At 72.0% G+C, this 14549-nt stretch carries 15 protein-coding genes; 3 read left to right on the top strand and 12 right to left on the bottom strand.

Annotated features, from left to right (window positions below; genetic code table 11):
* Nucleotides 1-2: 2 nt before the first annotated feature.
* A complete protein-coding gene (locus H299_RS36425; protein WP_486587454.1) occupies nt 3-224 on the bottom strand; it encodes a putative ATP-grasp-modified RiPP in 222 nt (73 codons plus the stop codon).
* A 144-nt stretch (nt 225-368) separates the two neighbouring features.
* Here H299_RS36425 and H299_RS0126470 point away from each other — a divergent pair, with 144 nt between their 5' ends.
* Both H299_RS0126470 and H299_RS0126465 read left to right on the top strand, forming a co-directional pair.
* Nucleotides 369-1472 carry a helix-turn-helix domain-containing protein gene (locus tag H299_RS0126470; protein WP_051262913.1) on the top strand — a complete coding sequence of 368 codons (1104 nt, stop codon included), beginning with the start codon at nt 369-371 and terminating at the stop codon, nt 1470-1472.
* Between the two features lie 19 nt (nt 1473-1491).
* Complete coding sequence (locus H299_RS0126465; protein ID WP_027750873.1) at nt 1492-2073, top strand: HD domain-containing protein; 582 nt, start codon at nt 1492-1494, stop codon at nt 2071-2073.
* A 223-nt stretch (nt 2074-2296) separates the two neighbouring features.
* On the opposite strand, the gene H299_RS0126455 is transcribed toward H299_RS0126465, so the two are convergent.
* The 5 genes from H299_RS0126455 to H299_RS0126435 form a co-directional block, all read right to left on the bottom strand.
* Nucleotides 2297-3007: a hypothetical protein gene (locus H299_RS0126455; RefSeq protein ID WP_158692392.1), complete on the bottom strand. Its 711-nt coding sequence runs from the start codon at nt 3005-3007 to the stop codon at nt 2297-2299.
* A gap of 106 nt (nt 3008-3113) precedes the next feature.
* Nucleotides 3114-4238, bottom strand: a complete 1125-nt coding sequence (locus H299_RS0126450; protein WP_027750871.1) for an AAA family ATPase — start codon at nt 4236-4238, stop codon at nt 3114-3116.
* Between the two features lie 14 nt (nt 4239-4252).
* Nucleotides 4253-5290, bottom strand: coding sequence for an aliphatic amidase (locus tag H299_RS0126445; RefSeq protein WP_027750870.1), 1038 nt, complete (start codon nt 5288-5290; stop codon nt 4253-4255).
* 107 nt (nt 5291-5397) lie between these two features.
* Complete coding sequence (locus H299_RS0126440) at nt 5398-6042, bottom strand: AmiS/UreI family transporter (RefSeq protein ID WP_027750869.1); 645 nt, start codon at nt 6040-6042, stop codon at nt 5398-5400.
* Nucleotides 6043-6144: 102 nt separating this feature from the next.
* The gene (locus H299_RS0126435) at nt 6145-7218 is read right to left on the bottom strand and encodes a substrate-binding domain-containing protein (protein WP_027750868.1); all 1074 of its coding nucleotides are present in this window, start codon (nt 7216-7218) and stop codon (nt 6145-6147) included.
* A gap of 125 nt (nt 7219-7343) precedes the next feature.
* Between H299_RS0126435 and H299_RS40695 the strand changes: the two genes are divergently transcribed.
* Nucleotides 7344-7907, top strand: a complete 564-nt coding sequence (locus tag H299_RS40695) for a MarR family transcriptional regulator (RefSeq protein ID WP_106965864.1) — start codon at nt 7344-7346, stop codon at nt 7905-7907.
* Nucleotides 7908-8296: 389 nt separating this feature from the next.
* Here H299_RS40695 and H299_RS38685 read toward each other — a convergent pair whose 3' ends face one another.
* The 6 genes from H299_RS38685 to H299_RS0126400 all read right to left on the bottom strand — a co-directional run bounded on the left by H299_RS38685 (nt 8297) and on the right by H299_RS0126400 (nt 14499).
* On the bottom strand, nt 8297-9373 hold the full coding sequence (locus tag H299_RS38685; RefSeq protein ID WP_078513054.1) for a peptidoglycan recognition protein family protein: 1077 nt from the start codon (nt 9371-9373) through the stop codon (nt 8297-8299).
* A 284-nt stretch (nt 9374-9657) separates the two neighbouring features.
* Nucleotides 9658-10452, bottom strand: a complete 795-nt coding sequence (locus tag H299_RS0126420) for an ABC transporter permease subunit (protein ID WP_027750867.1) — start codon at nt 10450-10452, stop codon at nt 9658-9660.
* A complete protein-coding gene (locus tag H299_RS36410) occupies nt 10452-11387 on the bottom strand; it encodes an ATP-binding cassette domain-containing protein (RefSeq protein WP_037760599.1) in 936 nt (311 codons plus the stop codon). The genes H299_RS0126420 and H299_RS36410 overlap by 1 nt, the downstream gene beginning before the upstream one ends.
* 56 nt (nt 11388-11443) lie before the next feature.
* A complete protein-coding gene (locus tag H299_RS0126410; protein WP_027750866.1) occupies nt 11444-12421 on the bottom strand; it encodes an ankyrin repeat domain-containing protein in 978 nt (325 codons plus the stop codon).
* A gap of 174 nt (nt 12422-12595) precedes the next feature.
* Nucleotides 12596-13276 (bottom strand): response regulator transcription factor, encoded by a 681-nt coding sequence (locus tag H299_RS0126405; protein ID WP_027750865.1) that lies wholly within the window; start codon nt 13274-13276, stop codon nt 12596-12598.
* Entirely contained in the window at nt 13273-14499 is a 1227-nt protein-coding gene (locus H299_RS0126400) for a sensor histidine kinase (protein WP_027750864.1), read from the bottom strand. Before H299_RS0126400 ends, H299_RS0126405 begins: the two co-directional genes overlap by 4 nt.
* Between the last annotated feature and the right edge of the window lie 50 nt (nt 14500-14549).

Below are 14549 nucleotides of genomic sequence, written 5' to 3'. Positions count from 1 at the left end.
GGTCAGTCCTGCTCGGAGTCCTGATCGTGCCCCTGGTCGGGCGCGGAGTCACTGTTCGTGTTCGTGCTCGTCTCGGTTCCCGAGCTGGTGCCGTGCTTGCCCATCTCGATCACCGTGCCGGCGTGGTCGGTGAAGACGCCGAGCTGGGTGTCGGGGTCGAGCGTGACTGAGGTGTGGGGGCGGTGGGTGACGGTCGGGTACGGGGAAAGCCGATCGGCCCCCAGGGACGGACGCGGGGCTCAACTGCTGTAGCCATCCTGGCCTCCTTGACGGCAGTGGCTGTTGTCGAACCAGAAGCTACGGCCACCGTCAGTGGAGTAGGACTGACTGTGGGTACGGGTTGGACAACCGACGGCAAAGGGGGCGGGATGGCCGCGAAGGGAGTTCCTCGCGGACGCGCAACCGCGGGCACGATCGCCGGGTTCGTCCTGCGCGTCGCCCGCGAGAGTACGAGCATCCGCACGCAGGCCGGCATGGCCGAGGCGATGGGAGTCGACCTCGCCACCTGGCAGGGCTGGGAGACCGGACGACGGCCGCTCGCCAACGTGAAGGCCGGTGTTCTTCTCGACATCCGACGTCGGTTACTCGCGCTGGGCGCGCCCCCCGATGTTCTTCACCTTCTCGACCCGGCGATGGACGCGGACCGTGTCATCACCTCCACGATCCACCCGGAGATCAACGCCCACCATCCCCTCGCGAGCTGGGTGCACACCCGCGAGACGGCCCACATGATCGCCTGGGCGCTGAACGGGACCGTTCCGCCCGCTCTGTCCCGCAGCGCGGTGACAGGGCGACGTGGCCCCGTCGCCAAGGCCCCGCTGCTGGCCGCGACCGACCGCGGCATGTTCTTCACCCACCTCCGGGAGACCGCCGAAACCGCGTCACGCGCGGGCGACGACGGACTACTGCTTCACCGCCAGGCCCTCTACCTCTGCTCCTACGACCGAGGACCCGAGGCGACCTCGTGGATGGTGCACGCTCTGCACAGCCGCCGCGACCTGGCCTCCGCCCGCGGCTGGACCCCGCACTGGGCAACCGCACGGTCAACGGCCGCCGCCCTGGTGCGCCTTGGCGATCGACAGCCGCTACTCGACTTCATCGACAGAGGCTTGGCGGGCGACGACTCCGCCGAGAACGCCAACCTGAACTACTGGGCCTACTGGCTCGGTTCAATCCGGGAGCCGCAGCCGGACGACAGCTTCATGCGGCACAGGCCCCCCGAGTGGGAGCCCGTACGGCTCCTTCGCAGCCTCGCCACCGGCCTCCAGGAAGCCCCGGCGTACACGGACCTCTACGTCCACTCGCTGTGGGCCCTGCTGACCACCAACCGGTGGCTGCCCCTGGCAGACGCTGTCCTCGCGGACAGGCTGGCCGCATATGCCGCCCGCCTCCTCGATCACGACGGGATCTCCCTGCGAGCGAGGCGGGAACTCAGTGCGGTGCATTACGTTCTACGCGAGAACCGCGCATGACACATCGGAGGGCACCCGCATGGCGGACACAGAGCAGGAGCAGGCAAAGGGCACCGCGGGCTTCCTGCTGGAGATGGGGATGCTCAAGCGCGCCAAGCGATCCGGCTGGTGGATCGCGGGGGTCAAGGACCCGGAGACCATCGCCGAGCACAGTTTCAGGGTCGCGCTCATCGGCTCCGTCCTCGCCATGATGGAGGGCGCCGACCCGGCCAGGACCGCGCTCCTCGGTCTGTGGCACGACACCCAGGAGACCCGCGTCAGCGACATCCCGCACATCGGCCGCCGCTACCTCGAAGCCGCCAGCAACGAGGAGGTCACCGCCGACCAGGTGTCCGCCGCTCACCCGGCGGTGAAGGCCGGTGCCCAGCGGATCGTGGAGGAGTACGAGAACGGCGACTCCCTCGAAGTCAGCTGCGCGCACGACGCCGACAAGCTCGAATGCCTCCTCCAAGCCGTCGAGTACCGCGAACAGGGCTGCTCGAACGTCCAGCCCTGGATCGACAGCAGCGTCGCCAAACTCAAGACTGCCTCCGCCCAGTCCCTCGCGGACGCCGCGCTCACCATGAACTCGATCGAGTGGCAGCAGACTTACCTCCGGTGACCACGGCCGTCAGCAGGCCTACGGGAAGCTTCCCCCGATGCCGGACGGCTTCGCCTACGTCCCCGCCGGGACCGCCGAGAACCTTCTCGCCGCGCAGCGTGGGCGCACGGGGCCGGCCCCGGTGCTCCCGCTGGTGAGCAGTAGGTGAGACCGGACCCACCACAGCTCGCGGGCGTCCGGCGGGCTCGGCGGGTGGCCGATGCTTCCGGGGCGGCAGTCGGCGTCACTCCGGGGTCGCGCTCTCCAGTACGGCCTTGATCTGCTCCCGCTCGTCCGGCAGGTCCTTCGGGGCCACGCCGAGCAGGAAGGCCGAGCGGCTCTTCTCCACGGCGATCACGGTCATCCGCAGGTGCCCGTGGCCGCCCTCGCCGTCGCGTACGCGCAGCACCACCGTGTGTGCCGGACGGTCGCCGACCGTCGTCGCCTGCGAGTCCTGGAGTTCCGAGCCGCCGTGCGGGAAGAAGAACTCCGCGTTGGAGCTGGCCGCCCGCTCCGTCTCCTGCTTCAGGGCGGACTCCTTCAGCGCACCCGCCTGGCCCGCCATGACGATGCCGCCGTCCTCGTCCTGCCCGGAAGCCGCGCTCTCCTGGGACCGGCCACCCTCGTCGGCGGGGCTCGTGGAGATCGCGGAGGAGAAGGCCCCGATCAGGTGGTCCCTTGGCTGCTCGGTCCAGCCCTCCGGTATCGCGTACGAGATCCCCGCCTTGTCGTCGGTCACCCGGGGGCGGTCCGCGAGGTCGGAGCCGTCGTCGCGCGTCAGCCACCAGGCCGTACCGGCGCCGCCGGCGAGCAGGAGCGCCACCACCGCGACGGCGCCGACCACCCGTCCCCGCCGCCGCGCGGGCTGCGGCGGGGACGGCGGAGGCGGGGGCGCCGGGGGGCCGCCGTAGGGGGCGGGGCCGGGCTCGGGAGGCGGGGACGAGTGCGTGTGCATGCCCCCAGCCTGCGGCATCGCTCCGCAGCCGCCCTGAGCACCCCTACTCAGCCCGCTACTCAGATCACCGCCCCCACGGGAGAGCCCCTCGGGCCTCTCGTGGGGATCACGCTGGGCTCGCGGGGTCCGGCGCGGGGGTCGAGGTGACCCGGATCACGCCCTGCTCGGACCGGGCGCGCAGGTGCAGCGGTTCGCGCCCGGTGGGGCGCAGGCGCAGCACGGTCTCGGCGACGGGGTCCGCCAGGACCGTGCGGACCGAGCGCCGCAGGCCGCGCGCGCCGTAGACCGGGTCGAAGCCGACCTCGGCGAGCAGCCGCGCCACGGACGCGTCCGTGTCCAGGTGTACGGAACGGCGGCCCAGCCGCTGCCGCAGCAGGTCGACCTCCAGCGCGGCGATCCGCTCGGCGGTGACCGGGTCGAACTCGGTGAACTCGGCGGTCTCGTCGATGCGGTTGAGGAACTCCGTGTCGAAGAAGTCACGGAGCGCGGTGCTCAGCACCGTCTGGTTGCCGCGGGCGGCGAGGCGGGCGGTGAGCGAGCCGGTGCCCGTGCCGAGGCGGTCCGCCAGGCGGCGCCACTTCGCGCCGCGCCGCCGTGCCAGTTCGGCGCTGCCGAGGTTGGAGGTCATGAAGACGAAGCTGTTGCGGAAGGAGATGGTCTGCTGGCCGCTGGCGAGGGTGAGCATGCCGTTGTCCAGGACCTGGAGCAGCGCGCGCAGGACGGTGGGGTGCGCCTTCTCCACCTCGTCGAAGAGCACCACCCCGGGCCGGTACGCGTCGCCCTCCACCTTCGTGCGGTCGAAGACGGTGAACGCCTCCTTGCTGCCCGCGTATCCGGGTGGTGCGCCGGTGAAGGAGGCCGCGTAGTGCTCCTGGGCCAGGGAGTTCATGTCCACGCGGCACAAGTCGTCGGGCCCGGAGCGCAGTTGGGCGGCGACCTGACGCACCAGCTCGGTCTTGCCGGTGCCGGTCGGGCCGACCAGCAGCAGGTTGGCCAGGGGCCGCTGCGGGTCGGTGGCGCCGGCGGTGGCCAGCACGACGGCCCGTACGACGGCTGAGATCGCGGGCTCCTGCCCGAGGACCCGCGCGCGCAGCTGCTTCGCGAACGCGGCCGGGTCGAGACCGCCGGAGGACCGCTGCTCCGGGTCCTGCGGACTGTCGTCCGGAGCAGCGGCCTCCTCGCCGTTCCTGCGCCGGTTCTGCTCGTGGTACATGTCGGTCAGGTACGGCACGGCGGTCCTCCCTCTCAGGCCTGCTTCGTCTTGTCTGCGGGCAGGTTGCCCACCTGGCAGTCGGCGACGCCCACGGTGTCGCGGGTGATCGCCTCGACGTTCTCCCGCGCCTTCTCGGCGTCGTTGACCCACAGCTTGTAGAAGTCGAACGGGCAGTCCGCGACGCCCTTGTCGCCGTCGCCGGCCGCGTGCACCCCGGAGTAGCCGCGGTGCAGCAGCTTGAAGAGATGGTTCTGAGACTGGTCGTACTCGCGGGCGTCACGGATGGCGGACAGGGACAGCTGCGCGTACTGGATGCCGTACTCCTCCTCCCCGGTCTCCCCCAGCGTGCGGCCGTCGAAGCCGATGAGCGCGGAGTGGCCGAAGTAGGAGTAGACGCCGTCGAACCCGGCGGCGTTGGCGACGGCCACGTAGGTGTTGTTGGCCCAGGCCATCGCCTTGGCCATCAGGACCTGCTGGTCCTTGGCCGGGTACATGTAGCCCTGGCAGCGGACGATCAGCTCGGCGCCCTTCATCGCGCAGTCCCGCCAGATCTCCGGGTAGTTGCCGTCGTCGCAGATGATGAGCGAGATCTTCATGCCCTTGGGGCCGTCGGAGACGTAGGTGGTGTCGCCCGGGTACCAGTTCTCGATCGGGCACCAGGGCAGGATCTTGCGGTACTTCTGGACGATCTCGCCCTGGTCGTTGATCAGCACGAGCGTGTTGTAGGGCGGCTTGTTGGGGTGGTCCTCGTGCTGCTCGCCGGTGAGCGAGAAGACGCCCCAGGTGCGGGCCTCGCGGCAGGCGGCGGAGAAGATCTGGGTCTCGTCACCGGGGATGACGGCCGCGGTCGCGTACATCTCGTCGGGGTCGTACATGATCCCCTGCGTCGAGTACTCGGGGAAGACGACCAGGTCCATGCCGGGGAGGCCGGACTTCATGCCGACGACCATGTCGGCGATCTTGCGGGCGTTCTCCAGCACCTCGGCCTTGGTGTGCAGCCGGGGCATCTTGTAGTTGACGACCGCGACACCGACGGTGTCGGGGCTGGCGGAGATGTCACCGTGTCGCATTGCGTGCTCCTCTGGATCTCGGGAACGGGAACGGGACGTGCGGTAAGGCGGTAAGGCAGTAGGGCGGTCTGGACGCTCGGGCGGTGAGCCGCCGGGGCGGGCAGGGGTCAGGCCGTCGCGGGACGGGACGGCGGCGGCGCGGGCTCGGCGGACCGGCGCTGCCGGGCGTCGCGGGTGGCGAGTACCCAGGCCAGCGCGACCAGGGCGATCCCGGCCGCGGCGGCCAGCACGGCCCATCCGGCGCCGGTGCGGTAGCCGCCGGTCATGGCCAGGAAGGCGGGCAGGGCGCAGGTGGGCAGGCTCAGCAGGGTCGTGGTCCAGCCGGTGAACCTGGTCAGGTCCGTACGGCCCAGACCGAGCACGAGGAAGAAGAGCGACCACAGCAGGGCCCAGTGGAGCCAGATGACGCCGAACACCGCGTCGCTGTCGCGCCAGAAGGCGATTCCGGCGTAGACGAGCGCGGCTCCGGCGACGAAGAAGGAGAACCAGCCGACCCCTTCGGGCTCCAGCCCGGCGAGGTTGGTGATCCCGACATAGAGGTAGGTGAAGCCGAACAGGTAGAGCCCGGACGCGGCGAGGATCGCGTCCCCGTCGCTGCCTGCCTGGATGATCAGCACGGTGGGGGTGACGCACTGGAGCGCGCCGACGAACAGGTTGAGCGGGGCCGCCGCGCGGGGCGGCACTCGGCCCAGCAGCATCAGGCCGTTGACCAGCAGTACCGCACCGACGTAAAGCAGGCCGACGTTGGCCATGAGTGCCTCCGATTCCCCCGTTGCCTCCTGGGTGAAATAATTTCAGGTGAAACTAAGAGCTTGAATCAAGCCCCGTCAAGAGATGTTTCGGAAGATGACGGATCAGAGTCGGGTGATCACATCGAAGTCGTAGCCGTCGGCGACGGCCAGGTGCACCCGCTGTGTCGCCTGCTGGCCCTGGAACTCCACGGTCCCGCGCGGGCCGTGGTACGCGACCCCGTCGATCGCGGCGTTCAGCTGCGGCAGTTCCGCGCTGCCCGCCCGGCGTACGAGTCTGGCCAGCGTGTGCATGCCCTCGTAGCAGGACTCCGCCGCGTTGTTCAGAGTCGGCGCGCCGACCCCGTGCAGACCGACGTAGCGGCCCAGCAGATCCATCGCGTCGGCGTTGACCAGGGAACGGAAGTAGGCGGCCGAGACGAAGAGGTTCCGGGTGCCCGCGGCGCCGCTCGCCAGCAGCATGTTCTCCTCCATCAGGGGGCTGAAGCGCAGCAGCCGCTCATGCAGCCCGGCCGCCCCGAAACGCCGGTTGAACTCCACCGCGTCCTGCCCGACCAGCAGCATCAGCACGCCGTCGCAGTCGGACGCCGCCACCTGGTCGATCAGCTGGGGCATGTCGCCCCGGCCCAGGCCGACGAACGCCTCGCCCTCGATCCGCAGGTCCAGCTCGCGCGCGAACTGCCGGACGGCGGCCGTCGAGGCGCGCGGCCACACGTAGTCGTCACCCACCACGAACCAGCGCCGCAGCCCCAGGTTGTCGCGCAGCCAGCGCAGCGCGGGCTCGATCTGGAGCCGGGGCGTCTCCCCCGTGCAGAAGATGCCCGGCCGCCGCTCCCCACCCTCGTACAGCGAGGTGTACGCGTACGGAATCCGGCCCGCCACCACGGGGGCCAGCGCGTTGCGCACCGAGGAGATGTGCCAGCCGCTGACGGCGTCCACCCGCCCGGCGTCGATCAGCCGGGACAGCTCGGCGGCGATCATGCCCGGGTGCGCGCCGCCGTCGAGGACCTCGAAGGCGACCTCGCGGCCGAGCACGCCGCCTTCCTGGTTCAGCTCGTACGCGGCCAGCTCGGCGATGGCCTCACAGGACGGGCCGAACAGGCCCGCCGGGCCCTGTAGCGGAAGTACCATCGCGACGCGCCAGGGAGACTGGCGGCCGGATGCGACGCCGATGTTCATAGCGACTCCGCGAGGTCGGCGAGCTTCTCCGCGTAGTGGGCGCAGCTTGACTTAGTTTCAAGTGGAAGTCTTACAATCGGTGGAGCTTTTCCGCAAGAGGTCCGCGAGAGTGAGGACGGAACCCCATGCCCGACGGCGCCGCGAGCGAGCCGCTGACCCGCGCACTCACCCGGGCGGTCCGCGCCGTGACCGGCCGGGTGGAGCGGGAGCTGAAGGCCGAGGGCCTTTCGTTGGACCAGTGGCTGGTGGTCGAGGCGCTCGCCGGACAGCACGGGCTCGCCATGATCGACCTGGCGGCCCGGACGATGACCACCGGCCCCACGCTGACCCGCGTCGTCGACCGGCTGGTCTCCAACGCCACCGTCTACCGCGAGGTGGACCAGCACGACCGGCGCAAGATCCGCGTCTATCTCAGCCCGCGCGGCACCGCCACCTACCGGCGGACGGCGGCGCGGATCGACGAGGTGGAGAGCGAGCTGCTGGCGCACACGGGAGACGGCGCGGCGACCCTGGCGCTGCTCGCGGCCCTCACGCGCGGCGCGGGCGCGGGCGCCGGCGGCGCGGCGGGCACCGGCGGGGGCGGGACAGGCAGCGTCAACGGGACGGGCGGCATGCACGGGACGGGCGGCGCGGGCGGCCGGGACGGCGCGCGCGAAGCGGGACGGGTGCGGGACGGCGACCCGGTGTAGAGCGTGCAGGTGCGGGCTGTGACGGTACGGCCCGTACCGGTACGGCCCGTGACGGCAGAGGCCGACGCGGCCCGGATTCGCCGCCGTTACGGCGGTGGCCCGCCTGCTGCACCCGTCGCCCAGCTGCACCGAGGTCTCCCCTCACGCACGGCCGCCGCCTCGGCTGCCGAGTTGGTGTGGACCACGAACCTACTGGGTGATCGGGTGGCTACGGAACGCTTTCGGGTGACAGAGATGGCGGAGAGGCGGTGCGCGGCACCGCAGGGGAGGATTGCGGCGCTTCGTGCCGGAGCCGGACCGACGGCGCGCGGAAGCACCGCACGGAGCGCGCGGGGAATCGCGCACGCCCCGCACACCTCACACGCCGCAGGCCCCGTACGCCCCGCAGGTCAGCCCGCGTCCTGCCGGATGGCCCAGCGCCCGTCCACCACCTTCGGGGCATCGGCGCCGCCCCGGTCCGGACCGGGGATCGGCTTCACCGCGACGTAGACGTGCTGGCCCTTCTTCAGCCCCTTGGAGAACGGCACGGACACGAACTGGTCGCCCGGCGTGGCCTGGTGGTCCGCGATGATCTCCGTCCAGGACCCGGCCGACTTGCCGTCCTTCCAGTCGTGCACCTCGTAGCGCACCTGCACCTGGTCCCCCGCGCGCAGGCCGGTGATCCGCAGCCGCCCGTTGAAGTCCGCCCAGGAGGTGACCCCGGGCACATACCCCGGATACGCGCCGTCGGCGTGCTGCTTGCCCGGGTCCGAGTGCTCCTCGTCCCAGCGCACCACGGTCCAGTCGCCCCAACCGGCGGTCTGCGACTGGCCCTTGCCCAGGCTCGTACGGATAGGCATGTCGTCGTCCTTCTCCAATCCGCCCGTGCCGGGCGCGTGCTTGAGGCGTGCCGCGACGTCGCGGCGGAAGGTGGCCATACTGAAGGTGGGGTCGATCTTGCGGCGGGTGCCTTCCTTGTGGCCGATCACGCTGTCCGCCGTCCACTTGTGCGCCCGGCAGATCGCCGCGGCCCAGCGCACCGCCTGGTCGTACTGCTCCTTGGGGTACGGGTCCTTCCCGTCGCCCTTGTTCTCGATCTCGATGCCGTAGTAGTGCCGGTTGCCGTCGATCGGCTCGCTCGCGTCGGGACGCGGGTGGGTGGACGACTCGGCGACCACGGCGTCGTGCGCGTTCCGCGCGAACGTGCCCGCGTGGTTCGCCCGGCCGTGGCCGATCAGGTAGAGGGTGGCCTTCTTCGAGACGAACGCGTGGCACAGCGGGCCCGGCAGCGCGGACGTACCGTCGTAGCAGAAGTCGGCCATCCCCGCGCCGACACCCGCCGTGTGGTGGATGACCAGGCCGTTCACCCCGCCCCACGAGCCCTTGTGATTCCGGTTGTGCGAACGCCACGACCGGTGCTCCTTGACCTCCACTCCCTCGGCACGCAACGCCTTGACCAAGCGGTCGGCTGACAGGGGTTTAGCCATACGCTGACAATCCTCCTCACACGTCGCAGATGTTCACGTAGAGGTGATACCCGTCACTTAAACGTAACTGAGCTTCACGCGGTGTCACTTGAGGGCGCGGGGCCACGGCCGCCCGCCAGGCCCGGGCCTGGCGGGGGGTCGTGGGTCGGAAAGTGGGCACGGTCCGGTGCGTGTGGTTCCAAGGCGGAGGAGGGAGTCGACGCGGAGCGTCGGCGACCGACGACAACGCGGGAAACGCGCGTGCCGGGGCGTCACCGCCCGGGCCACGACTCCTCGCCAGGCCCCTACGCGTCACGCGCGCGCAGCGCTGTCGTCGCGGCCAGCAGCAGCACGGCCGTATACGTGGCGACCAGCAGCAGGGACGGCCAGGCGGTGAGGCTGCCGACCGCCTCGGCGGTCGCGTCCGAGGTCTGCGTCAGCTTCTCCAGCGCGGCGGTCGGGGAGACCCCGGCGACCCAGCGTTCGGCGCCGCCGAGCAGCGGCCCGAGCATCGAGGGCAGGATCATCAGGCCGACGACGGCGGTCACCGCCCCGGCCGAGTGCCGTACGAGCGTGCCGATCGCGAGGCCCAGCAGACCTGCGACGGCGAAGGCCGCAGCCACGCCGAAGAGCGCGGGCAGCGGGTCGCCCTGCGCGTAGTCCCCGGAGAGCAGCGCGCTGCCCAGCAGGTAGCCGCCCGTGCAGGTCAGCAGGCCCAGCACGAAGAGCAGGGCGGCGAGCAGCGCGCCCTTGGCCGCCAGTACGGTGCCGCGGCGCGGGCAGGCGGCGAAGGTCGTACGGATCGTGCCGCTGCCGTACTCGCCGGTGACCGTCAGCGCGCCGACGACCCCGGCCAGCATCTGGGCGATCACGGCGAGGGTGAGGCTGCCGCCCAGCACCGTGTCGTCGTCCTGGAGGCTGCCGGAGCCCGCGACGAACACTGCGCCCAGCAGCGGCAGCAGGGCCGTCGCGACGGTGGTCCAGACGGTCGAGCGCACGCTGCGGAACTTGATCCACTCGTACGCGAGCGCCTGCCGGAAGCCCGCCTTCGCGGCTGCGGTGGAAGGGGTGGCGGGGGTGTGCCTGGTGTGCGTGGTCATCAGGATGTCTCCTCGTGTTCCGGCCCGCCCGCCGCCGACCGGTACTCGACCGAGGCGCGGGACAGGTCCGTGTAGACCTCCTCCAAGGAGGCGAAGGCGGGGGTGAGTTCGTGCACGGCGATGCCGTGGTCGCGGGCGAGATCGCCGATGGCCGCCGCGCCTGGGCCGTGCACCTGCCAGCCGCCCTTCGCGTCCAGGCGTACCCGGGCGCCGCCGGACTCCAGCAGCGCCCGCAGCCGTTCGGGCTCGGGGGTGCGTACGCGGGTGTGCGCCTGGGAGTTGGTCTCGATGAAGTCGCGCATGCTGGTGTCGGCCAGCAGCCTGCCGCGCCCGATGACGATGAGGTGGTCGGCGGTCAGCTCCATCTCGCTCATCAGGTGGCTGGAGAGGAAGACCGTCCGGCCCTCCGCCGCGAGCGACCTCATCAGGTCGCGAATCCAGCGGATGCCCTCGGTGTCCAGGCCGTTGACCGGCTCGTCCAGGAGGAGCACCTCCGGGTCGCCGATCAGCGCGGCGGCGATGCCTAGCCGCTGGCCCATGCCCAGCGAGAAGCCCTTGGCGCGCTTGCGGGCCGTCTCGGGCGGCAGGCCGACGAGGTCGAGCACCTCGTCCACCCGGCGGGCCGGGATGCCGTTGCTGGCGGCGAGCCCGGCGAGGTGCTGGTGGGCGGAGCGCCCGCCGTGCACGCCTTTGGCGTCCAGCAGCGAGCCGACGGTGCGCAGCGGCGCCGCCAGGGTGCCGTAGGACTTGCCGCCCACGGTCACGGAGCCCGAAGTCGCGGCGTCCAGGCCGACGATCAGGCGCATGGTGGTGGATTTGCCCGCCCCGTTGGGGCCCAGGAAGCCGGTCACCCGGCCGGGTTCGATCTGGAAGGACAGCCGGTCGACGGCGGTACGGTCGCCGTACCGCTTGGTGAGTTCTGTTGCCTCGATCATGCGGCCGACGCTACGGAGGACGGCCCGGTACGGAATCCGCCCGCGGGAGTCGGCGACTACTCCCGCGGGCGCAGCGGGGCGGGCGCGGCGGGCTCGGCGTCCGCAGCGTCCGGGGCTTCCGGGGCGTCCGGGGCGTGGCCCGCGATCGCCCGTGTGAGAAGGCCGCGCGGGCTGACGCCGCCCGCCGCGGCGCCGCTCAGTTCGGCGTATTCGAGGGGCGTGGCACCGCGCGGGTAGACCACGCCGCCCGCTGTGCCCTTGCGCCGGGTCGGCAGCAGCGGATCGGCTCCCGCCGCCAGCAGCCTTCGCACCATGTCCGCGTTGCCTTCCCTGGCCGCTGCGTGCAGCGGTGCGATGCCGGTCTTCGGGCTGAAGGCGTTCGGGTCCGCTCCGTGCCGCAGCACGAGGTCCATCGCCATGGCGTTGTATCCGCGGGCGACGACGACGACCGTATGGGGGTTGATCCGCGCTCCGGCGGCCGTCAGCAGCTCCGCCGGTGCCATGGTGAGGTGGGGGCTCCGGCGGAGGGCCAGGTCGAGCGGGGTCGTCCCGTGCGCGTCGAGGCGTTCGAGGTCGATCCCGGGCTGCGCGAGCAGAGCGGCCACGGTGTCCGGGTGGTTCATGTCCACCGCCCAGTGGAGCGCGGTGTGCTGGTGCGGGCAGGCGTGGGGGACGGCGTTGACGTCGACCCCCTGCCCTCCGAGATACCGGATGACAGAAGCCGAACCCATCAGCGCCGCCTCCTTGAAGAAGAACTCCAGCTTGCTCCGCTCGCCGACGCCCTCGATCCGCAACCGGAACAGCGGCACACAGTCCGTGGTGGCGGCGTAGAGCATCACGAAGTGATCGCGGCACATCGCCTCACGATGGGTGTAGACGGCGCGCGGGTCCGGGCTCGCGACGAGCTGGGCCACCGGGCTCCGCAGCTCGTCCAGGCGCCCCTGCCTGGTGTACACGCGGCGCATCTCGTCAAGCGCGCGGACGACGGACTCCTCTGCCGCCAGGTCCGGCAGGAACGCGGTCAAAGAGAGCATCGGCGCTCCAGGGTGAGGCGGTGGGGCGATCATGGTATCCAGGCGGCACCGCGGCAACGGCGGCAGGCCGCAACGGTGTTGGACCGACAAGGCCCCGCGGTGCGCACGGCGCTCGTCGTGGGCTCCCGGGCGGCCCGGGCGGGTCACGGGGACGGAGCGCGCCTGCGGGCGCGGTCAGCTGCCGCGGGTGCCGTCGCCCGGACGGATCAGGCCCGTCTCGTAGGCGAGGATGACCAGTTGGGCGCGGTCGCGCGCGGAGAGCTTGATCATGGCCCGGCTGACATGGGTTTTCGCCGTCAGCGGGCTCATGATCAGCTCCCGGCCGATCTCCTCGTTGCTGAGGCCGGCCGCGACCAGCGCCATCACCTCCCGCTCCCGGCCGGTCAGCACCGCCAGCCGTTCGGCCCCCGCCACCTCCGGCGCCCGCAGCCGGGCGAACTCCTCGATGACCCCGCGGGTGACGGCGGGCGCCAGCAGGCTCTGCCCGGCCGCGACCGTGCGGACGGCGGCCCGCAGGTCGTCCGGCTCGATGTCCTTGAGCAGGAAGCCCGCCGCACCGTGGCGCAGCGCCTCGAAGACGTACGCGTCGATCTCGTAGGTGGTCAGCATCACCACGCGCACCCGGTCCAGGGCGGGATCGGCAGCGATCCGGCGGGTGGCCTCGATGCCGTCGACACCGGGCATCCGGACGTCCATCAGCACCACGTCCGGGCGGGTGGTGCGGACGGCCTCGACCGCCTGCCGCCCGTCGGCCGCCTCCGCGACGACCACCAGGTCCTCGGTGAGGTCGAACAGGGCGCGGAACCCGGCCCGTACGACGGTCTGGTCGTCGGCGAGCACCATGCGTACGGTCATCCGGTCCCTCCCTCGGCGGGCAGCGCGGCGCGGACCCGGAAGCCGCCACCGGGCACGGGCCCGTACTCGATACTGCCGCCGATGGCCGCCGCGCGCTCGCGCATGCCGATCAGGCCGAAACCGGCGGGGGGCGGGGACGGGGGCGGGTGCGCGCTCGCGTCGCGCGGGTGCGCGGGGGGCGGCCTGCCGTCGTCCACGACCTCGACCACCAGCAGGCCTCCGTCCCGTATGACCGAGACCGCGGCGTGCCGGGCGCCCGCGTGCCGGACCACGTTCGTCAGGGCCTCCTGCACGATGCGGTACGCGGCCAGCCCGGCGACCGCCGAGCACCGCACCGGCTCCTGCCGCAGCACCATCTCCACCCCGCCGCCCGCGAGGTGCCCGACCAGTTCGGCCAGCCCGTCCAGCCCCGGCACCGGGGCGGTCGGCTCGCCGCCGCTGCCGCCACCGCCGTCGCTTCCGTCGCCGCGCAGCACCGTCACCGTGGTGCGCAGCTCCCGTACGGCGTCCTTGCCCGACGCGCGCACCTGCCGCATCGCCTTGCGCGCCAGGTCCGGCCGGGTCTCCAGCGCGTCGAGGGCGACGCCGGTCTGCACGGTCATCGCGGTCACCGTGTGCGCCACGATGTCGTGCAGCTCACGCGCGATCCGCGCCCGCTCCTCCTGCACCCGCCGCACCGCCTCGCGCTCCCGCTCCGCCTCCGCGCGGGCGGCGCGGGCGGCGTACTCGTGCAGCAGCTGCCGCCGGGTGCGCACCACCTCGCCCAGCAGCAGCGGCACCAGCGGCCAGAGCATCTCCAGTACGGGCAGCCCCTGCGGGTTGACCACGTCCCGGCCCACCTCCAGGGCGACGGCGCCCGAGGCGGCCGAGGCGAGCAGCGCCGTCCACAGGGTGCGGCGGCGGTCGCCCTGCACGGCGACCGTGTACAGCGCCACGATCACCGACAGGTTCAGCAGCTCGCCGATGTGCCCGTAGAGCGCCCAGCCCGCGCACGCGGCCCCGGTCACCACCGCCACCGCCACCGGACGGCGGCGGCGCCACAGCAGGGCGAGGAGGGAGACGGCGAGGAGCAGCCAGGTGAACCAGTCGGCCTGCCGGTAGCCGGGCTCGTTCACGGCCGCGTCCGCGGCGGTGAGGGCGCCGACCACGGCCACCACCAGCAGGTCCAGCACGTACGGCGGCAGCGCGCGGAGGCGCCGTACCAGGCCGTCGGGGGTCAACATGTGTCTCACCGTAGGAGGCGCGGGCGGGGCGCGCATACGACTCCGGGAGT

The organism is Streptomyces sp. CNH287 (assembly GCF_000424825.1).
Note: the sequence above shows the minus strand (reverse complement) of the source record. Positions and strands in the feature narration are given on the sequence as shown.